The sequence below is a fragment of the Streptomyces pyxinicus genome (assembly GCF_024753135.1).
GTDB classification, from domain to species: Bacteria; Actinomycetota; Actinomycetes; order Streptomycetales; family Streptomycetaceae; genus Streptomyces; species Streptomyces pyxinicus.
The window spans coordinates 25,476-44,627 of the sequence record NZ_JANUGP010000026.1; the positions used below are offsets into that span (position 1 = coordinate 25,476).

Annotated in this window: 15 protein-coding genes and 1 pseudogene; 14 read left to right on the plus strand and 2 right to left on the minus strand. The window is 72.2% G+C overall.

Features of this window, described 5'->3' with window-relative positions:
- Window positions 1–59: 59 nt before the first annotated feature.
- From NX794_RS27490 to NX794_RS27525, 8 genes are all read left to right on the plus strand, one after another.
- Window positions 60–1,175 (plus strand): mechanosensitive ion channel family protein, encoded by a 1,116-nt coding sequence (locus NX794_RS27490; RefSeq protein ID WP_258781812.1) that lies wholly within the window; start codon window positions 60–62, stop codon window positions 1,173–1,175.
- 154 nt (window positions 1,176–1,329) lie between these two features.
- A complete protein-coding gene (locus NX794_RS27495) occupies window positions 1,330–1,947 on the plus strand; it encodes a Uma2 family endonuclease (RefSeq protein WP_258781814.1) in 618 nt (205 codons plus the stop codon).
- A gap of 215 nt (window positions 1,948–2,162) precedes the next feature.
- Window positions 2,163–3,374 (plus strand): ROK family transcriptional regulator, encoded by a 1,212-nt coding sequence (locus tag NX794_RS27500; RefSeq protein WP_258781815.1) that lies wholly within the window; start codon window positions 2,163–2,165, stop codon window positions 3,372–3,374.
- A gap of 65 nt (window positions 3,375–3,439) precedes the next feature.
- Entirely contained in the window at window positions 3,440–4,783 is a 1,344-nt protein-coding gene (locus NX794_RS27505) for an ABC transporter substrate-binding protein (protein WP_258781817.1), read from the plus strand.
- Between the two features lie 2 nt (window positions 4,784–4,785).
- On the plus strand, window positions 4,786–5,727 hold the full coding sequence (locus NX794_RS27510; RefSeq protein ID WP_258781819.1) for a carbohydrate ABC transporter permease: 942 nt from the start codon (window positions 4,786–4,788) through the stop codon (window positions 5,725–5,727).
- 2 nt (window positions 5,728–5,729) lie between these two features.
- Window positions 5,730–6,623, plus strand: a complete 894-nt coding sequence (locus NX794_RS27515; RefSeq protein ID WP_258781820.1) for a carbohydrate ABC transporter permease — start codon at window positions 5,730–5,732, stop codon at window positions 6,621–6,623.
- Window positions 6,624–6,630: 7 nt separating this feature from the next.
- Complete coding sequence (locus tag NX794_RS27520; RefSeq protein ID WP_258781821.1) at window positions 6,631–7,896, plus strand: 6-phospho-beta-glucosidase; 1,266 nt, start codon at window positions 6,631–6,633, stop codon at window positions 7,894–7,896.
- Window positions 7,887–8,867: an N-acetylglucosamine kinase gene (locus tag NX794_RS27525; protein ID WP_258781822.1), complete on the plus strand. Its 981-nt coding sequence runs from the start codon at window positions 7,887–7,889 to the stop codon at window positions 8,865–8,867. Before NX794_RS27520 ends, NX794_RS27525 begins: the two co-directional genes overlap by 10 nt.
- Window positions 8,868–8,897: 30 nt before the next feature.
- Here the strand turns inward: NX794_RS27525 and NX794_RS27530 are convergent.
- Window positions 8,898–9,023: pseudogene (locus NX794_RS27530) on the minus strand (IS5/IS1182 family transposase); the annotation flags it as partial.
- Window positions 9,024–9,156: 133 nt separating this feature from the next.
- Here NX794_RS27530 and NX794_RS27535 point away from each other — a divergent pair.
- Entirely contained in the window at window positions 9,157–9,633 is a 477-nt protein-coding gene (locus tag NX794_RS27535) for an SRPBCC family protein (protein WP_258781823.1), read from the plus strand.
- 109 nt (window positions 9,634–9,742) lie between these two features.
- Here the strand turns inward: NX794_RS27535 and NX794_RS27540 are convergent, their stop codons facing one another.
- Window positions 9,743–10,705, minus strand: coding sequence for a helix-turn-helix domain-containing protein (locus NX794_RS27540; protein ID WP_258781824.1), 963 nt, complete (start codon window positions 10,703–10,705; stop codon window positions 9,743–9,745).
- Between the two features lie 339 nt (window positions 10,706–11,044).
- Here NX794_RS27540 and NX794_RS27545 point away from each other — a divergent pair, with 339 nt between their 5' ends.
- The 5 genes from NX794_RS27545 (at window position 11,045) to NX794_RS27565 (ending at window position 19,150) form a co-directional block, all read left to right on the plus strand.
- A complete protein-coding gene (locus NX794_RS27545; RefSeq protein WP_258781826.1) occupies window positions 11,045–12,472 on the plus strand; it encodes a C40 family peptidase in 1,428 nt (475 codons plus the stop codon).
- Between the two features lie 387 nt (window positions 12,473–12,859).
- Window positions 12,860–14,311, plus strand: coding sequence for a hypothetical protein (locus NX794_RS27550; RefSeq protein ID WP_258781828.1), 1,452 nt, complete (start codon window positions 12,860–12,862; stop codon window positions 14,309–14,311).
- 14 nt (window positions 14,312–14,325) lie between these two features.
- The gene (locus NX794_RS27555) at window positions 14,326–15,354 is read left to right on the plus strand and encodes a glutamate ABC transporter substrate-binding protein (RefSeq protein ID WP_258781829.1); all 1,029 of its coding nucleotides are present in this window, start codon (window positions 14,326–14,328) and stop codon (window positions 15,352–15,354) included.
- An 80-nt stretch (window positions 15,355–15,434) separates the two neighbouring features.
- Window positions 15,435–16,709, plus strand: a complete 1,275-nt coding sequence (locus NX794_RS27560; RefSeq protein ID WP_258781831.1) for a coiled-coil domain-containing protein — start codon at window positions 15,435–15,437, stop codon at window positions 16,707–16,709.
- Window positions 16,706–19,150 (plus strand): serine/threonine-protein kinase, encoded by a 2,445-nt coding sequence (locus NX794_RS27565; protein ID WP_258781833.1) that lies wholly within the window; start codon window positions 16,706–16,708, stop codon window positions 19,148–19,150. The genes NX794_RS27560 and NX794_RS27565 overlap by 4 nt, the downstream gene beginning before the upstream one ends.
- The last annotated feature ends 2 nt before the right edge of the window (window positions 19,151–19,152 follow it).

Below are 19,152 nucleotides of genomic sequence, written 5' to 3' on the forward strand. Positions count from 1 at the left end.
CCGGTGACCTTTTCGTGACCCCGCCGGTGCGGACCGCGCAGCACTTGGAGGTACCTGCCGTGTCGTCCTTGCCCGCCGTCCTGCTGGCCGCCGGTACGACGCCGTCCCCATCGCCGTCCCCCTCGGGCTCGACGGCGCCGGCCGTGCCGACCCTCCAGGACGCCCAGGACAGCGCGACGAACGCGGCGAGCTGGGTCGAGCAGAACTGGTCGACGTGGCTCGCGATGGCGCTCCAGATCCTGCTGGTCATCGTGGTGGCGGTGGCGCTCCGGGCGGTGGTGCGGCGGGCGATCAGCAAGCTGATAGACCGGATGGGCCGTAGCGCGCAGGCGGCGGACGGCAGCGCGCTGGGCGGGCTGCTGGTCAACACCGAGCGCCGTCGGCAGCGTTCGGCCGCGATCGGGTCGGTGCTGCGGTCGGTGGCCAGCTTCCTGATCCTCGGCACGGCCGCGCTGATGGTGCTGAGCACCTTCAAGATCGACCTGGCGCCGCTGCTGGCCTCGGCCGGTGTCGCGGGCGTGGCGATCGGTTTCGGCGCCCGGAACCTGGTCACCGACTTCCTCTCCGGCGTGTTCATGATCCTGGAGGACCAGTACGGGGTCGGCGACACCATCGACGCCGGGGTGGCCTCCGGCGAGGTGATCGAGGTCGGGCTGCGGGTGACCAAGCTGCGCGGCGCCGACGGGGAGATCTGGTACGTCCGCAACGGCGAGGTGAAGCGGATCGGCAACCTGTCGCAGGGCTGGGCGACGGCCGGGGTCGACGTGACCGTGCGGGCGGGTGAGGACCTGGACAAGGTCAAGGCCACACTGGACGAGGTCGCCGAGAAGCTGAGCAAGGAAGAGCCGTGGAACGAGCTGCTGTGGGGCCCGGTGGAGGTGCTCGGCCTCGACTCCGTGCTCATCGACTCCATGGTGATCCGGGTCTCCGCCAAGACCATGCCGGGCAAGTCGCTGACGGTCGAGCGGGAGCTGCGCTGGCGCGTCAAGCGGGCCTTCGACGCGGCGAGCATCCGCATCGTGGGCGGCGCGACGGCGGTCGAGGACGTGGCGGCCGCCGCCCCCGACCCGACGGCGGCGGTCGCGGCCCCCTCCGTCTACGCCAACGCCGACTCCCCGCAGTCGATCGCCACGACCCCGATCGCGCCGCAGCGCCCGGCACCGCCGTCGAAGTAGGCGAAGTAGGGGAAGTAGGGGAACGGTTCAGCACGCTCGTTCGAGTGAAGCGGTGGGGCATTCCGGCGCGGGGCGCGCACGGGGTGCCCCATCGTTCTGCCGGGGCACCCAGCGCGGGCTTAGCCTGGCATCAGTGCGACGAGGAGAATGAGCGATGAGCGCCGAACCTCTTGTGGAGCCGGTGATGACGCAGGACCCCATCGATCTGCTGATCGCGTTCGAGGAGGCGTCGGTGGCGCCGATTCGACCCGAGTACGTCGAGGGGACGGTCATCGTGCCGCCGCAACCGGATTACCAGCACAGCAAGGGCGCGGTCGGGCTCACCGTCCAGTTCCATACGGCCGGCCTGGACCTGGCGGGCATGGGCATGGGCTTCCGGGCGGCACATCGCGACGGCAGCACGATGGCGCTGGTGATCCCCGACTTCTACGTCCTGCGCCGCGAGCCGACCGAGCTGGACGAGTCGTACCTCAGGGCACACAAGGGCTGGTACCCGATCGGCATGATCGCTCTCGTCGGCGAGGTCACCTCGTCCAACCACGCCATCGACACCGGCGCGAAGCTCGCCGCCTACGCGGCCGCCGGCATCCCGGCCTACGTCCTGATCAACCGTGAGACGTGGACGGCCCACTGCCACACCGACCCCGTCCTCCCCGGTGACGACCCCGCCAAGGCGTACTACGAGGACGACACCAAGGTCGCCCTGGGCGAACCCCTGCCCCTCCCCTCCCCCTACCCCACCCTCGACACATCCCGCTTCGTCACCGCCTGACCCCGGCCCCCTCCCCCGCCCCGAGGTAACGACTCCGTCGCCCGGGGCCGTTGTCTCTTGACGCCCCCTTCGTCCTGGGCTTACGTTCCTCCCACCCCGACAGGAAAGTTTCCTAACAGTATGAACGGTGCTCCCCCGCGGCCTCCTTGATCGACACTGGACGCCCGGCCCGGACACTGAGAAGCTGGGCGGCCGGAGAGGCAGGTGTCGAGTCCATGGCAGGAACCGCCGGTACGCCGGGCACCCCGCGGGTCCTGCGCGCCATGAACGACCGGGCCGCCCTGGACCTGCTGCTGGCGCACGGCCCGCTCTCCCGCACCCGGATCGGCAAGCTCACCGGCCTGTCCAAGCCGACCGCCTCCCAGCTGCTGGCCCGGCTGGAGGCGGCCGGACTGGTCCGGGCCACCGGCACCAGCGAGGGCCGCCCGGGACCCAACGCCCAGCTCTACGCGGTCGAACCCGGTGCCGCGTACGCCGCCGGGCTCGACGTCACCCCGCAGCGCATCCGCGCCGCCGTCGCCGACATCACCGGCCGCACGGTCGGCGAGTTCGAGCTGCCCACCCCCGGCAGGCGGTCCGCGGGTCCCGTCGTACAGCAGGTCACCGACGCCCTCGACGGCGCCGTGAAGGCCGCGGGGCTGGCCCGTGCCGACGTCCACCGGCTCGTCATCGGCACCCCCGGCGCCTTCGACCCCACCACCGGGCGGCTGCGCTACGCCTCCCACCTGCCCGGCTGGCACTCCCCCGCGCTGCTCGACGACCTCGCCGCCGCGCTGCCGATGCCGGTCGAGTACGAGAACGACGTCAACCTCGTCGCCATCGCCGAACAGCGGCTCGGCGCGGCCCGCGGCCACGCCGACTTCGTGCTGCTGTGGAACCAGGAGGGCCTCGGCGCCGCCCTGGTCCTCGGCGGCCGGCTGCACCGCGGCTGGACCGGCGGCGCCGGCGAGGTCGGGTTCCTGCCGGTGCCGGGCACGCCCCTGGTGCGCCAGGTCACCCGGGCCAACAGCGGCGGCTACCAGGAGCTGGCCGGCGCCCAGGCGCTGCCGGGGCTGGCCCGCGAACTGGGCGTCGCCGACGTGCCGCCGGGGCCGTACCCGGAGGCCGCCGCCGCGCTGGTGGCCCGCGCCGCCGACCACGCGGACGGGCCGCACCGGGAACTGCTGCGGACCTACGCGACCCGGCTGGCCACCGGTCTCGCCTCGCTCGTCTCGGTCCTCGACCCCGAACTCGTCGTCCTGTCCGGCTCCGCCCTGACGGCCGGCGGCGAGGTGCTGCGCGCCCTCGTCCAGGCCGAGCTGGCGGAACTGGCGGCGGCCCGCCCCCGGCTGGTCGTCGGCGACGTCCACGAACACCCCGTCCTGCGCGGCGCGTTGGAGTCCGCGCTGGCCACCACCCGCGACGAGGTCTTCGACACCTCCCGCTGACGTACGACCCCGGCACCGCCCTTCCCCATCCCCTTCCCCCGTCCCCGCCCCTGGGAGACCTCGTCATGCCCACAGCCCTGCCCGAAGCCGTCCGAAAAGCGGCTTTCGCCCTGGCCGCCTCCACCGTGCTGCTCACCACCGCCTGTACCGGCCAGTCCGGCGCGGGCGCCTCGGACGACCCGTCGAAGGACACGACGATCACCTTCTGGCACGCCTGGAGCGCGCCGAACGAGGTGCAGGCCGTCAAGGCGCTGGTCGCCGGCTTCGAGCACGCGCACCCCAACATCCGGGTGAACGTCGTCGGCAACATGACCGACGACAAGATCAACCAGGCGCTGCGCGCGGGCGGCGACAAGGCACCCGACGTGATCTCCTCCTTCACCACCAACAACGTCGGCAAGTTCTGCTCCTCGGGCGCGCTGGTGGACCTGAACCCCTTCTTCGAGAAGGCGGGCATCGACCCGGGGACGACGTTCCCGAAGGCGATGAACGAGTACACGCAGTTCGACGGCGACCGCTGCACCGCCCCGCTGCTGGGCGACGCCTACGGCCTCTACTACAACAAGACGGCGTTCCGGAAGGCCGGCATAGCGCACCCGCCGAAGACCTGGTCCGAGTTCGAGGCGGACGCCAAGAAGCTGACGATCGCCCGGGGGGACACGTACCGGCAGCTCGGGTTCATGCCGGACTACCACGGCTGGGAGTCCACCACCGAGCACTACCTGGGGCAGTTCTCCCCCACCTACTTCGGCAAGGACGGCACGTCCGAGCTGGCGAAGGACCCGGCGTTCGCGAAGGGCTTCCGACTCCAGAAGCGGCTCGTGGACGAACTCGGCGGCTACGAGAAACTGGAGAAGTACCGGGCGACGCTCGGTGACGAGTGGGGCGCCAAACACCCCTTCCACACCGGCCAGGTGGCCATGCAGCTCGACGGCGAGTGGCGGCTCGGGATGGCGGAGGAGACCAAGCCGGACTTCGGGATCGGCGTCGCCCCGCTGCCCGTCCCGGACGACCAGGCCGACCAGTACGGCAAGGGCTACATCACCGGCACCATCACCGGTATCGCCGCCACCAGCCACAAGCAGAACGCGGCCTGGGAGTTCGTCCGGTACATCACCACCGACACCGACGCCGTGGTGGGCTTCGCCAACGCCATCCACAACGTGCCCTCGACCCTCGCGGCCCTGAAGTCCCCGAAGCTGACGTACGACCCGCGCTTCAAGACCTTCCTGGACATCGCCGCCGACCCGAACTCCACCACCAGCCCCGCGTCCGTCAACGGCGGCGTGTACCTGACGACGATCCAGCAGTTCGGCTACGACTACGAGAGCGGCGAGGTCACCGACCTGAAGGCCGGACTGAAGAAGACGGCCGCGCAGATCGACACGGACATCGAGCAGGCGAAGTAGCCATGACCACGCTCACGCTGACGTCGAAGCGCCGCCGGGCGGCGCTGCGCAACCTCGCCTTCATGTCACCCTGGCTGATCGGCTTCGGGGTGTTCTTCGCCTATCCACTGGTCTCGACGGTCTACTTCTCCTTCACGCACTACGACGGCTTCCGGCCGCCCACCTGGAGCGGCGGCCAGAACTGGACGTACGTCTTCACGCACTACCCGCTGTTCTGGCCCGCCTTGCGAAACACCCTGTGGCTGGTGCTGGTGATGGTGAGCCTCCGGGTCGTCTTCGGGCTCGGGATCGGGATGCTCATCACGCGGATCAAGACCGGTACGGGGGTCTTCCGCACCCTGTTCTACCTGCCCTACCTGGCCCCGCCGGTCGCGGCGACGATGGCGTTCGCGTTCCTGCTCAACCCCGGTACCGGCCCGGTCGACTCCCTGCTGGAGAAGGCGGGCGTCCCGGCACCCGGCTGGTTCAACGACCCCTCCTGGTCCAAGCCGGCCCTGACCCTGCTCGCGCTGTGGGGCATCGGCGACCTGATGGTCATCTTCATGGCCGCGCTGCTCGACGTGCCCACCGAGCAGTACGAGGCGGCCGAGCTGGACGGCGCCTCCGCCTGGCAGCGCTTCCGGTACGTGACCCTGCCGAACATCTCCCCGATCGTGATGTTCGCCGTGGTCACCGGCGTGATCCAGACCATGCAGTACTACACGCAGCCGCTGATCGCCGGGAAGGTGGCGTCGGGCGTGATCCAGGGCGCCGGCACCCAGTTCGAGCCCGGCTACCCGGACAAGTCCACGCTCACCCTCCCCCAGCTCGTCTACAACCTCGGCTTCCAGCGCTTCGACTACGGCTCGGCCTGTGTCGTCGCCCTGGTGCTGTTCGCCCTGTCGATGGCGTTCACCGCGCTCCTGATGCGGCGCCGGGGCGGCCTGATCCAGGCAGGTGACTGACCATGACCCAGGTACTGGAGCGACCGCTCAAGCTCGCCCCGGGGGCCTCCGGCGCCGAGCGCACCGCCCGCCGCCGGGCCCTGCTGGAGTGGGTCGCGGTGCACTCCCTCGGGGTGGCCGCCGCGCTCTTCTTCACGCTGCCCTTCGTCTTCGTGTTCCTGACCTCGCTGATGAGTGACAGCCAGGCCTTGAGCCGGGACCTGATCCCGCACACCTGGGAGTGGGGCAACTACCGGAAGGTGTTCGACACCCCGGGCTTCCTCACCTGGTGGCGCAACACCCTGCTGTACGCCGGACTCGGCACCGTGCTCACCGTGCTGTCGTCCGTCCCGGTGGCCTACGCGCTCGCCAAGTTCCGCTTCCGGGGCCGGAACCTGTCCCTCATGCTGGTGATCTCGATGATGATGCTGCCCCCGCAGGTCGTCGTCATCCCGATGTACCTGTTCTGGGCGAAGCAGCTCGGCCTGTCCGGCACGCTGTGGCCGCTGATCGTGCCGATGGCGTTCGGGGACGCGTTCTCCGTCTTCCTGCTGCGCCAGTTCCTGCTGACGATCCCGAACGAGTACCTGGACGCGGCCCGCGTCGACGGCTGCGGTGAGCTGCGCACCCTGCTGCGGGTGGTGCTGCCGATGGCGAAGCCGGGCATCGCCGCCGTGGCCCTCTTCCAGTTCTTCTCCGCCTGGAACGACTACTTCGGCCCGCAGATCTACGCGTCCGAGAACCCGGGCGCCTGGACCCTGAGTTACGGCCTGGAGTCGTTCAAGGGCGCCCACCACACCGACTGGAACCTCACCATGGCCGCGACGGTTCTGGTCATGGCACCCGTGATCCTCGTGTTCTTCTTCGCGCAGAAGGCGTTCGTCGAGGGCGTCACGCTCACCGGAGTGAAGGGTTGATGTCTGTATGAAACTCACCGTGGTCGGCGGCGGCTCGACCTACACCCCCGAACTCGTCGACGGCTTCGCCCGGCTCCGGGACACCCTGCCCGTCGAGCAACTGGTCCTGGTGGACCCGGCGGCCGACCGTCTCGACCTGGTCGGCGGCCTGGCCCGGCGCATCTTCGCCAAGCAGGGCCATCCCGGCCGGATCGTCACCACCTCCGACCTGGACGCGGGCGTCGAGGGCGCCGACGCCGTCCTGCTCCAACTGCGCGTCGGCGGCCAGGCGGCCCGGCGGCAGGACGAGACCTGGCCGCTGGAGTGCGGCTGCGTCGGCCAGGAGACCACCGGCGCGGGCGGCCTCGCCAAGGCGCTGCGCACGGTCCCGGTGGTGCTGGACATCGCCGAACGGGTGCGGCGCAGCAACCCGCGCGCCTGGCTCATCGACTTCACCAACCCGGTCGGCATCGTCACCCGCGCCCTCCTCCAGGCCGGGCACCGGGCGGTCGGCCTGTGCAACGTGGCGATCGGCTTCCAGCGCAGGTTCGCCGGGCACCTGGGCGTGGCCCCGGCCGACGTCCACCTCGGGCACGTCGGCCTGAACCACCTCACCTGGGAGACGGACGTACGGCTCGGCGGTCCCGAGGGCGAGAACGTGCTGCCCAAGCTGCTGGCCGAGCACGGCGACGCGCTCGCCGACGACCTCCGGCTGCCCCGGGCCCTGCTGGACCGGCTGGGCGTGGTGCCGTCGTACTACCTGCGCTACTACTACGCCCACGACGAGGTCGTCCGCGACCTGCGCACCAAGCCCTCGCGAGCCGAGGAAGTCGCCGCGATGGAACGGGAGCTGCTGGAGATGTACGGCGACCCGGCCCTGGACGAGAAGCCGGCGCTGCTGGCGAAGCGGGGCGGGGCCTACTACTCGGAGGCGGCCGTCGACCTCGCGGCGGCGCTGCTGGGCGGGGGCGGGAGCCCCTACCAGGTGGTGAACGCGCTCAACCGGGGCACGCTGCCCTTCCTGCCGGACGACGCGGTGATCGAGGTGCAGGCGGCGGTCGGCCCGTCCGGACCGGTGCCGCTGCCGGTCCCGGAGCTGGACCCGCTGTTCGCGGGCCTGGTCGCCAACGTGACCGCGTACGAGGAGCTGGCCCTGGAGGCGGCGCTGCGCGGCGGCCGGGACCGGGTCTTCCGGGCCCTGCTGGCCCACCCGCTGATCGGCCAGTACGCGTATGCCGAGACCCTCACCGACCAGTTGGTCGCACACAACCGGGAGCATCTGGCGTGGGCCTGATCTCGACCGTGCTCGCCGTCGACGCGGGCAACAGCAAGACCGACGTGGCCGTGGTCACCGCCGCCGGGGAGGTCCTGGCCACGGCGCGCGGCGGTGGCTTCCGGCCGCCGGCGGTGGGCGTGCCGGCGGCGCTGGACGCGCTGGCCGAACCGGTCGCGCGGGCCTTCGCCGACGCCGGCGTGACCTCCGTCGGGCATGTCTCGGCCTGCCTGGCCAACGCCGACCTGCCCCTGGAGGAGGAGCGGCTGGCGACCGCCCTGGAAGCGCGGGGCTGGGGGGCGTCGGTGACGGTCCGCAACGACACCTTCGCGATCCTGCGCGCGGGCGTCGCCGAACCCCGGGGGGTCGCGGTGGTGTGCGGGGCGGGCATCAACTGCGTCGGCATGCGCCCCGACGGCCGTACCGCCCGCTTCCCGGCGATCGGCCGGATCTCCGGGGACTGGGGCGGCGGCTGGGGCCTGTCCGAGGAGGCGCTGTGGCACGCGGCCCGCGCGGAGGACGGCCGGGGCGAACCGACGACCCTCGCGAGCACCCTGCCCGCGCACTTCGGGCTGCCCACCATGTACGCCCTCATCGAGGCCCTGCACCTCGGGCACGTCGGGCACGAGCGCCGGCACGAACTGGCCCCGGTGCTCTTCGCCACGGCCGCCGACGGCGACCCGGTGGCCCGCGCGCTGGTGGGACGGCTGGCCCGGGAGGTCACCGTGATGGCGACGGTCGCCCTGACCCGCCTGGACCTCCTCACCGAGCAGACCCCGGTCCTGCTGGGCGGCAGCGTCCTGACCGCCGGCCACGCCCTGCTGGACGACGCCGTCCGCGACCAACTCGCCGCCCGCGCCCCCAAGGCCGACGTCCACGTGGTCTCCACGAGCCCGGTCCTGGGAGCGGCCCTGCTGGGCCTGGACCACCTGGCCGCCGGCACCGAGGCCCAGGAACGGGCGCGGCGGCACTGGGAGTCCGGGCGGCACTGAGCCCGAGCACCGGCTCAGCGCCGAGGACCTGCGGTCGAAGCACCGTTCCACGACGTCGGGGTGTGGGTACGCCTCGCGGTCGAAGGCCGGCGGGCGGCCTCCGTGCCTGCCGCGCCGGGTCCGGTCGCGGACCTGGTCGGCCCGTTCGGGGATCGTATGCGGACGCGGCCGACGAGCCGCTGGTCGATACCCGCGCTCTCCATGACCAGCCGGCGGCCGGGCGCCGCCCGGCACGGCTCCGGCCAGGGCGTCCGCTTCCGAGCCTTCTCGGTCGTGTGACAGTAGAGGTATGACGACAGAGCGATTCGAGACGAGCCGTGAGATCGCAGCCTCTCCGGAGGAGATCTTCGCACTCCTCTGCTCGCCGCGAGGGCACGTGGCGATCGACAGTTCCGGCATGCTGCAATCGGCGGAAGGAGACACGGTTCGCGGTGTCGGGGACGAGTTCGTCGTGCACATGGACCGGGAGCCTCTCGGGGATCTGCCGATGGGCCGTTACGACGTGACGGTGATCATCACCGAGTACGCGCGGAACGCTCACTTGGAGTGGACGATCTCCGGCACGATCCAGCCTCCGATCGGCCATGTGTACGGCTACCGGGTGGAACCGGCCGACCGGGGCTCCCTGGTGACCTCGTACTACGACTGGAGCCGTATCCATGAGCGGTACCGCCAGGCCGACGTCTTCCCTGTCATCCCGGAAGCAGGGCTGCGCGCGACGCTGGGCATCCTGGCCCGCACCGTGGAGGGAAAGCACCACTGGTGATCACAGCTCTGGGAAGCTGACCAGCCGGCCACCGGGACCATCCGTGTGCGCTCGTCGTAGCCCCGGAGCCGCCGGACGCTCCCCTCCCCTTGGGCCCAGCGGCCGCCGGTCAGAGCCACCCGAGCTGCCCCGCCTTCAGACCGGCCTCGAACCGGCTCCTGGCGTGCAGCCGCTCCATCAGGGCCGACATCCGGCGCCGCACCGTACGCAGCGACACTCCCAGCCGCTTGGCCGCTGCCTCGTCGGTCAGGCCGCGGGCCAGGAGGCGCAGCAGGGAACGCTCCTCGGCACTCAGTTCCTCGGCGGGCAGCCCGGCGCCCAGGGGGATGGCGGTCTCCCAGGTGTGGAAGAAGACCGCGCAGAGGGTGGCGACGACCGCGGGCTCCTTCGTGCACAGAACCCCGTGGTGCGTGTTGTCGGGGTCGACGGGGATCAGGGCGGTCGCGCGGTCCAGGACGAGGAAGCGCGGCGGCAGCATGGGGGCGGTGCGCACTTCACCGCTCCCCTCGGACAGCCGGCCGACGTACTCGGCCATGGCGGGGTCGGTACGCACGCTGTCGTGGTGCAGCGCCAGCAGGGTGACGCCTCGTCCCAGCGCCTCCTCGTCGAGCGCACGTAACGCCTCCAGGCCCTCGCGAGACTGGGCACCGCCCGGCAGCATGGCCAGGCACTCGTGGTGCAGGTCCTTGGCGAGCAGTTCCAGACGCTCCTGGAAGGCGTCCAGTCCCAGCAGCACGTCGGCGTCCGAGCCGCAGCCGGCCGTCAAGCGGCGGCCGGCCCGTTCCGTCATCGCCCGGGCCACCGCCAGTCTGGCGGCCGCCAGGTGGTGCTGCTGCTCCAGCACGTCCTGTTCCCGCCGGCGCAGCAGCACGTCGAGGGCGAGGTCCAGGCTCAGCGCTCTCAGCCGTCCGGGCTCGTCCCGCGACTGCCGCAGCAAGGTCAGTTCCGCCAGCCGGTCCAGTGCCTCGCGCACGTCGCGCTCGGCGAGGCCCAGTTCGCGGCAGAGCTGCGGAACGCCGAGATCGGTTCTGTCGAGTAGGAGCCGGTACACCGCCTCCACCTGCGGTTCCAAGCCAAGGATCTCCAGCATTCCGCCCCCCAAGCGTGCTGCGGCACGTCCCCACGTGGACGTCATCGTTACCTGATCTTTGCATTCGTCCCGATGACGAGCAATCGACAAGTCGGCCTGCTCGAAACGGCGTTGCACCAAGGTGACAGGCTCCTTGATGCCAGGCTCCGACGCTCCCTCCGGGCTGCCGGAGCGGGCAGAGTGTCGACACGGCACTCACAGCGGTCACTGCCTCCCCCACGCGCCCCGCGGCTGATCTCCTGTGGGCTCGCCGCGTATCGGGGACCGCCTGTTTCGCCCCACCCCACGGACCATCACGCCTTCCTTCACTGAGGATGTGTCATGCCCAGACCCGTCGCTGCCCGTTCCGTCTCGGTCACGCTCGCCGTCACCGCCTCGCTGTCCTGCGGTCTCGTGTCCGTCGGCGGCGGTGTCGCCCACGCCGCCCCGGTCCCGCTCACCCCGGGCGCGACGGTCCGGCAGCTCGCCGGCGGCGGCCAGGGCCCGGTGACGCCGGTCCCGGGCCGGAGGACCGCCGTCGGCGCGGCGGAGACGGCACCGTCCATCACCCGCAGCGAGGTCATCGACCGGGCCCAGAGCTGGCTCGGCAAGGGCCTCAAGTACAACCAGGGCGAGTACTACGCCGGCTACCGCACCGACTGCTCCGGATACGTGTCGATGGCGTGGCGCCTCAGTTCCTCCCTGACGACGGACACCTTCGCCAGCGCCGGCGTCACCGAATCGATCTCCAAGGGTGATCTCAAGGCCGGCGACGCCCTCCTCAACGACGCGGTCCGTGACGACGGTCATGTCGCGCTCTTCGAGAAGTGGACGGACAGCTCCCACACGAGCTACATCGGCTACGAGTTCAGCAGCAGGCAGGACGTCATCCACCACGAGATCCCCTATCCGTACTTCTCGGGCCACGGCACCTTCGAGCCGGTGCGCAACAAGTCCGTGACCGATGACGCTCCCGTGATCACCGATCCGGGGATGACGAATCTGACGGCGGGTGAGTTCAGCGGGGACCGGGTCGCGGACCTGGTGGCGACGGAGGTGTCCACGGGGAAGCTGTGGCTGTACAAGGGCCCGAAGGTGGGAGCGTTGAGTTCCCGGGTGCTGATCGGTACCGGTGGCTGGAACGGCATGGCGAACGTGGCCGCGGGCGACCTGAACAGTGACGGCAAGGACGACCTGGTCGCGACGGAGAAGTCGACGGGAAAGCTGTTCCTCTACAAGGGGACGGGTACGGGTCTGGCGTCACGGGTGGAGATCGGAACCGGCGGCTGGAACGGCATGACCAACCTGTTCGTCGGCGACTTCAACGGTGACGGCAAGGACGACGTCGGCGCCTCGGAGGAATCGTCGGGCAAGCTGTTCCTCTACAAGGGCACCGGCAACGGGACGATCTCGGGCCTGAGCGGGCGCGTGGAGATCGGCACGGGTGGCTGGAACGGCATGAACAAGGTCGTCAGCCCCGGCGACATGAACAAGGACGGCAAGGACGACCTCGTCGGCACGGAGAAATCGACCGGGAAGCTGTTCCTCTACAAGGGCGACGGCTCCGGTGTCACCTCACGGGTGGAGATAGGCACAGGCGGCTGGAACGGGATCTCGGGCTACGCCGGTGCCGACTTCTCCGGTGACGGCGTCGGCGACCTGGCGGCCGTGAAGTCCGACACCGGAGAGACGGGCAAGCTCTACCTCTACAAGGGCACCGGCAACGGCGGCATCGGCGACCCCACCGAGATCGGCACCGGCGGCTGGTAGGGCACCAGCGGGGGGCTGAGACCTCGGTTCTGCCGGAGGCTCCGGGTGACCTCGTCACCCGGAGCCTCGTCGTGTCCGGGGTGGTGCGACCCGGCGTCGGTGCCAGCGACAACCGACGGGCCGGGGTTTCGGCGCGCGGGATCGTGTGCGGACGCGGGATCGCCCCTGCGGTCGTTCAGCCGCTCCCGCCCGCGCGACGACTCGGGCGACAACGGCCGGCGGAACCGATCCGGTGCGCCCCGCGTGTTCATCAGCAGGGGGTGGTGCGCTGGGGGCGCGCGCCCGTAGGGGACGCTGCGATCCGATCAAGATCCAGTGAAGGCCGGTGCGGACGCCGGTCGTGGCGGTGATACTGGGCGGCGAACGGATGGCCATGGGGGAGGTCGAGTGACACACCCGCCGAAGAGCAGCGCACCGCCACCGGTGGCGGTGCCCGGCGTGCCCGCGCAGTCCGGGCCGCCCGCGCCCCCGGTGCCGTACACCCCGGTACCGCACACCCCGCGTCCGCCGGCCGCGCCGCCGGCCCGGCGGACCGCCTTCGCCGAGGGTGCCGAGCGGCTGCGGGCCGCCGCGACGACGGAGCCGGGGCGGCTGCGGATCATCGGCGCCGTACTCGCCCTGGTCGTCGTCGCGTTCGGGGCCGTCACCGCCTGGCAGACCAGCGAGCGGGCCGCGGCGGCCGACGACGTGCTGCACCGCAGCCAGCCGCTCAGCTCCGGCGCGGCCGGCATCTACCGTTCGCTCGCCGACGCCAACACCGCCGCCTCCAGCGGCTTCCTGGCCGGCGGGCAGGAGACGGCCGGCACCCGGGACCGGTACGAGAAGGACATCCGTACCGCCGCCGGCGGCCTCGTGACGGCCGCCGCCAACGCGGAGCCCGGGTCGGCGTCCGAGGCGGCCATCACCCGGCTGAACCGGCTGCTGCCCGAGTACAAGGGCCTGATCGAGCGGGCCCGCACCTACAACCGGCAGGGCTACCCGGTGGGCGGCGCCTATCTGCGCTACGCCAACGAGAAGATGCAGCGGCAGATGCTCCCGGCCGCCGAGGACCTCTACACCCGGGAGAACCAGCGGCTCGACGCCGACTACGCGGACGCCACCCCGTACCCGTGGGCCGCGATCGCGCTCGGCGTCCTCGCGCTCGGCGCGCTCGGCTGGGCCCAGCACCGCACCTACCAGCGCACCCACCGCGTCCTCAACCACGGCCTGGTCGCCGGCACCGCCGCCACCACGGTCGTGCTGCTCTGGCTGGTCGTCGGCCACACCGTCGCCCGCTCCGAACTGGACGGCTCCTACGACCGGGGCATCCGCTCGCTCGGCGTGCTGCACGACGCCCGGATCGCCTCCCTGAAGGCACGCGGCAACGAGAACCTGAGCCTGGTGGCGCGCGGCGCCGAGACCGTCACGGTTGACGGCACCGTGTACGACGCGTACTACCGCGACTTCGACAAGGACATGGCCGCGCTCGGCAAGGGGCTGGCCGCGGCCGGCCGGCTCGCCGACGACAGCGCCGGCACCGCCCCGGTCAAGGCGGCCGAGGGCAACATGGCGGTGTGGAAGCAGCGCCACGCGGCGGCCCGTACCGAGGACGAGAACGGCAACTACCAGCAGGCGCTGGACAAGGTGATCGGTGCCAAGGGCGCCACCGGCGCGTGCTTCGACAGCGTGGACGCCAACCTCGCCCGCGCCATCGACCACGAACAGGGCGAGTTCCAGCGGGCGGCCGGGGACGGCCGGGACGCGCTGACCGGGCTGCCGGCCGGCGCGGCGGCCCTCGCGCTGCTGGGCGCGGCCGGTGCCGTGGCCGGCATCGGGCGCAGGCTTTCGGAGTACCGGTGACAGGGGGCAGGGCGATGTACGGGAGGCGTGCGCGGGCCGCCCTACGGGGCTGGGGCGGCGTCGGCGCGATGGCGGTGCTGTGCGCGCTGGCACTGGCGTTCGTCCTGCTGCTCCCGCACACCCAGGCCCCGGCCGACGGCAGGCCGGCCGGGCAGCGCACCGCCCACGCGGGCCAGGTCCGCGCCGACGACTGCCAGGACGCCGGGGCCCAGGACCGCTCGCTGTCCCCGTCCGGCGCCGACGGCCCGACGATCGACGCCATCAAGGCCCGTACCGGCGCCAAGCGCAAGCTGATCGTCGGCGTCGACCAGAACAGCTACCGCTGGGGCTACCGCAACCCCAACACCGAGGGCGCGGAGCTGGAGGGCTTCGACATCGACCTGGCGCACCGGATCGCCGAGGACCTCCTCGGTGACCCGGACGCCGTGCAGTTCAAGGCGATACCGACCAGCCAGCGCATCACGGCGATCCAGGACAACCGGGTCGACATGGTGGTCCGCACGATGACCATCACCTGCGACCGGCTGTCCCAAGTCGCGTTCTCCGCGCCCTACTTCAAGACCGGCCAGCAGGTGCTGGCGCCCAAGTCCTCGGGCATCACGGGCTACGACGGCTCGCTCGCGCACAAGAGGGTGTGCTCCGCCGCCGGTTCGACCGCCCACACCAAGCTGGACGCCGACCGCACGTCCGGGAGGCTGCCCGCCTCCACCGATGTCTCGATCACCGTCCCGAACCAGCTCGACTGCCTGGTGCGGCTCCAACTCGGCGAGGTGGACGCGGTGGTGACCGACGGCGCGCTCGCCGCCAGCCAGGCCGCGCAGGACCCGACCGTCGAACTCAAGGGCAAGCCGTTCACGACCGAGTACTACGGCGTGGCGATGAAGAAGGGCGCGAGCGATCTGGTGCGCCGGGTCAACCACGTCCTGGTGGACTACCGCGACCACGGCTGGCAGGCGTCGTACGACCGGTGGCTGTCGGCGACACTGGGGAAGGACCCGGCCGCGTCCGAGCCCCCCGCGCCGCGCTACCTGCACGGCGGCTGACCCCCGCACCCCGACACCCCGACACCCCGACAACCGGACAACCCGACAGGCCGACCAGACACAGCAGCGAGAGGTGATCGATGGGCGTCACGGACCCCGCCGGGCCGGTGATGGACCGGGACGAGGTGGACCGTGCGCTGGCGCGGCTCGGCCAGGAGTACGAGGCGATCGAGACCTCCCTGCTGGCCCTCCAGGACCACGCGGGCCGCAGACTCCTCGAAGGCGCCGAGCTGACCGGCCTCACCCGGGAGCGCTGGGAGACCACCGAGGCGCGCATCACCCGGTTGTGGGTCTGCTTCGACGCCTACACCGCCGCGCTGCGCTCCGCCCGGGAGATCCGCGCCCGGCGCCGCTGGTCCAGCCGCGAGGACCTGGCCGAGCTGACCGAGCTGCTGCGCGGCGAGTCCGTGACCGTCGCCGGGGAGGGCCGGCTCAGCGAGACGTACACCCTGTCCGCGCTGGTGGACCGGATGAACGAGCTGTACGCCTCCAGCCTGGACCTGGTGGTCGCCGCCGACGCGGTGTGGTCGGCGCTGCCCGCCCGGATCGATTTACTGGCCGCGGAACTCCGGCGCACCCGGCGGCTCGCGCACTCCGTCGGCGTCCGGCCCGGCGAGCACCCGGCCGGTGACGACCTGGAGCGGATCACCCGGATACTGACCAGGCTGCGCGAGGAGGTCGTCTCCGACCCGCTCGCCCACTGGGTGCCCGCCGAGGGCAGCTCGGCGCCCGGCGGCGGCCGCCCGGACACCACGGTGTACGACCGGGAGGCGCGCGCCCTGGAGGAGGTGCGCCGCGAGATCGACGCCGTGCTCACCGTCCGGCAGGACGCCGAGGCCCGGCTGATCCGGCTGCGGGACGTCCTCTCGCGCGCCGACCGCACCCTCGCCGAGGCCCGCACCGCGCGCGGCGAGGTGCTGGCGAAGATCGCCGCGACCGAGGTGCCGGTGGTCAGCGGCCCGCCGACCGTGCTCCAGGAGCAGCTCGCGACGGCCGCCGACTACCGCAGGCAGGCCCAGTGGCACCGGCTGTCCCCGCTGCTGGAGTCGCTGGAGCGCAAGGCGGAGGACGAACTGCTGCGGGCCCGCGAGTCGTTGACGGCCGTCACCGCGCCGCTCGCGGTCCGCGCCGAGCTGCGCGGCCGGCTGGACGCCTACCGGGCGAAGGTGGCCCGGCACGGCCTGGCCGAGGACCCGTTCCTGATCGAGCGGTACGACGCGGCCCGGCGGATGCTGTGGAGCGCGCCCTGCGACCTGCGGGTGGCGGAACAAGCCGTGCTGCGCTACCAGCAGTTGGCCCGCGAGCTGCTGGGCGGCGCGGGCACACCCAAGGACCGTGAGGGGGACCAGTCATGAGCCAGGCGGGGCAGACCTGTCAGCGGCCGGGCTGCGCGGGGGCGTACGAGGACGTCGGCGGCGGCGAGCTGTACTGCGACACCTGCGGTCTCGCGCCCGTGGTGGCCGCCACCGGCATGGTCGGCTCGCCGCCCACCGGGGTCACCAGGAACGCGGCCGACAGCGGCAGCGCGCGCAGTGCCCGCACCTCCTCGCAGTCCGCGCGCTCGCGTCGCTCGGTGTCCGGGCGGCTCTCCCGGTCCCTGTCCGGCCGCTCCACCGGCCGCTCGGTGTCGGTGCGCAGTTCCGGCTCCTCCTCGGGCACCTCGACGCGCGGCCGGCTGGGCGCGGGACTGGTGAGCGTGCCGGGGGTGCCCCGGCCGGACCCGCGCGCGATGGTGCTGGAGAACCCGGAGGTCCCCGAACGCAAACGGTTCTGCTCGCGGGCGGACTGCGGGGCGCCGGTCGGCCGGGCCCGGGGCGAGCGCCCGGGGCGCACCGAGGGGTTCTGCACCAAGTGCGGCCACCCGTACTCCTTCGTGCCCAAGCTGGCGGCCGGGGACGTCGTGCACGGCCAGTACGAGGTGGCGGGCTGCCTGGCGCACGGCGGGCTCGGCTGGGTCTACCTGGCCGTGGACCGGGCCGTCTCCGACCGCTGGGTGGTCCTCAAGGGCCTGCTGGACACCGGGGACCAGGACGCGATGGCCGCCGCGATCTCCGAGCGGCGCTTCCTCGCGGAGATCGAGCACGCCAACATCGTGCGGATCTACAACTTCGTGGAGCACCTGGACCAGCGCACCGGCTCCCTCGACGGCTACATCGTCATGGAGTACGTCGGCGGCAAGTCGCTGAAGGAGATCGCCAACGGCCGCCGGACCCCCGACGGGCGCCGGGACCCGCTGCCCGTGGAGCAGGCCTGCGCCTACGGCATCGAGGCGCTGGAGGCCCTCGGCCACCTGCACAGCCGCAACCTGCTGTACTGCGACTTCAAGGTCGACAACGCCATCCAGACCGAGGACCAGCTCAAGCTGATCGACATGGGCGCGGTGCGCCGCATGGACGACGACGAGTCCGCGATCTACGGCACGGTCGGCTACCAGGCGCCCGAGGTCGCCGAGGTCGGCCCGTCGGTCGCCAGCGACCTGTACACGGTGGGCCGTACCCTCGCCGTGCTGACCTTCGACTTCCAGGGCTACACGAACGTCTTCGCGGACTCGCTGCCGGACCCGGACACCATCGAGGTGTTCCGCCGCTACGAGTCCTTCTACCGGCTCCTGGTGCGCGCCACCGACCCGGACCCGGCCCGCCGGTTCGCCTCCGCGCAGGAGATGTCCGAGCAGCTCACCGGGGTGCTGCGGGAGGTCGTCTCGCTCCAGACCGGGCAGGCGCGGTCGGCGCTGTCCACGCTGTTCGGGCCCGAGGTCAGGGTCACGGACACCGAGCTGTTCCCGCGCCTGACCAAGGACGTCTCCCGGCTCGGGGCGCGTGGCGGACGGCCCGCCGAGCCGGCCGCCGCCCTGGTGCAGCCGGTCGACGTGCCGCCGGCCGCGCTCGCGCTGCCCGTGCCACTGGTCGACCCGGGCGACCCGAACGCCGGTTTCCTCGCGGGCCTGGTGACCTCCGCGCCGGCCGAGCTGCTCGCCGCGCTGGCCTCGGCACCGGCGCGGACCGTGGAGACCCGGCTGCGGGAGGTCCGCGCCCGCCTGGAGAGCGGCGACCACCAGGCGGCCCTCACCGCCCTGGCCGGACTGGACGGCGAACGCCCCGACGACTGGCGGGTGGTGTGGTACCGGGGCCTGGCCGCCCTGGTCACCGGCGACTTCGAGGGCGCCGCGCTCGGCTTCGACGCGGTCTACGACGCCTTCCCGGGCGAGGCCGCGCCCAAGCTGGCGCTCGCCCTGTGCGCGGAGGTGCTGGGCCAGCTCGACAACGCCGCCGAGTACTACCGGCTGGTGTGGGCGACCGACCGGGGCCATGTCAGCGCCGCGTTCGGTCTCGCCCGGGTGCAGCTGGCGGCCGGGGACCGGCAGGGCGCGGTGCGCACCCTGGAGTCGGTGCCGGAGGCCTCCATCCACTACACGGCGGCCCGGGTGGCGGCCGTACGGGCGCGGCTGAGACAGCGCACCGCGAGCGCCGGTGACGTACCGTTCCTGGACGACCTGACGGCCGCCGCCGGGCAGGTCGAGGCGCTGGACGCGTACGGTCTGGACCCGGCGCGCCGCGGGCAGTTGTCCGTCGAAGTGCTCGGCTGCGCCCTGGACTGGATACTCTCCTCGGGGCAGGGCACCACTCCCTCGGCCGCCGAAGGGCGGGTGCTGCTGGGCAGCGGTCTGGACGAGCGGGGACTCCGCTTCGGTCTGGAGCGCGCCTACCGCGCGCTGGCCCGGCTGGCGGCCGGCGGCGAGGAGAGGATCGAACTGGTGGAACGGGCCAACCGTTACCGCCCCCGGACGTGGGTGTAGTT

Bases quoted from the DNA above. Each gene is read 5' to 3' on its own strand.
- NX794_RS27495 (WP_258781814.1), top strand. From the start codon at position 1,330: ATGAGCGCCGAACCTCTTGTGGAGCCGGTGATGACGCAGGACCCCATC.
- NX794_RS27500 (WP_258781815.1), top strand. From the start codon at position 2,163: ATGGCAGGAACCGCCGGTACGCCGGGCACCCCGCGGGTCCTGCGCGCC.
- NX794_RS27505 (WP_258781817.1), top strand. From the start codon at position 3,440: ATGCCCACAGCCCTGCCCGAAGCCGTCCGAAAAGCGGCTTTCGCCCTG.
- NX794_RS27510 (WP_258781819.1), top strand. From the start codon at position 4,786: ATGACCACGCTCACGCTGACGTCGAAGCGCCGCCGGGCGGCGCTGCGC.
- NX794_RS27515 (WP_258781820.1), top strand. From the start codon at position 5,730: ATGACCCAGGTACTGGAGCGACCGCTCAAGCTCGCCCCGGGGGCCTCC.
- NX794_RS27520 (WP_258781821.1), top strand. From the start codon at position 6,631: ATGAAACTCACCGTGGTCGGCGGCGGCTCGACCTACACCCCCGAACTC.
- NX794_RS27535 (WP_258781823.1), top strand. From the start codon at position 9,157: ATGACGACAGAGCGATTCGAGACGAGCCGTGAGATCGCAGCCTCTCCG.
- NX794_RS27545 (WP_258781826.1), top strand. From the start codon at position 11,045: ATGCCCAGACCCGTCGCTGCCCGTTCCGTCTCGGTCACGCTCGCCGTC.
- NX794_RS27555 (WP_258781829.1), top strand. From the start codon at position 14,326: ATGTACGGGAGGCGTGCGCGGGCCGCCCTACGGGGCTGGGGCGGCGTC.
- NX794_RS27560 (WP_258781831.1), top strand. From the start codon at position 15,435: ATGGGCGTCACGGACCCCGCCGGGCCGGTGATGGACCGGGACGAGGTG.
- NX794_RS27565 (WP_258781833.1), top strand. From the start codon at position 16,706: ATGAGCCAGGCGGGGCAGACCTGTCAGCGGCCGGGCTGCGCGGGGGCG.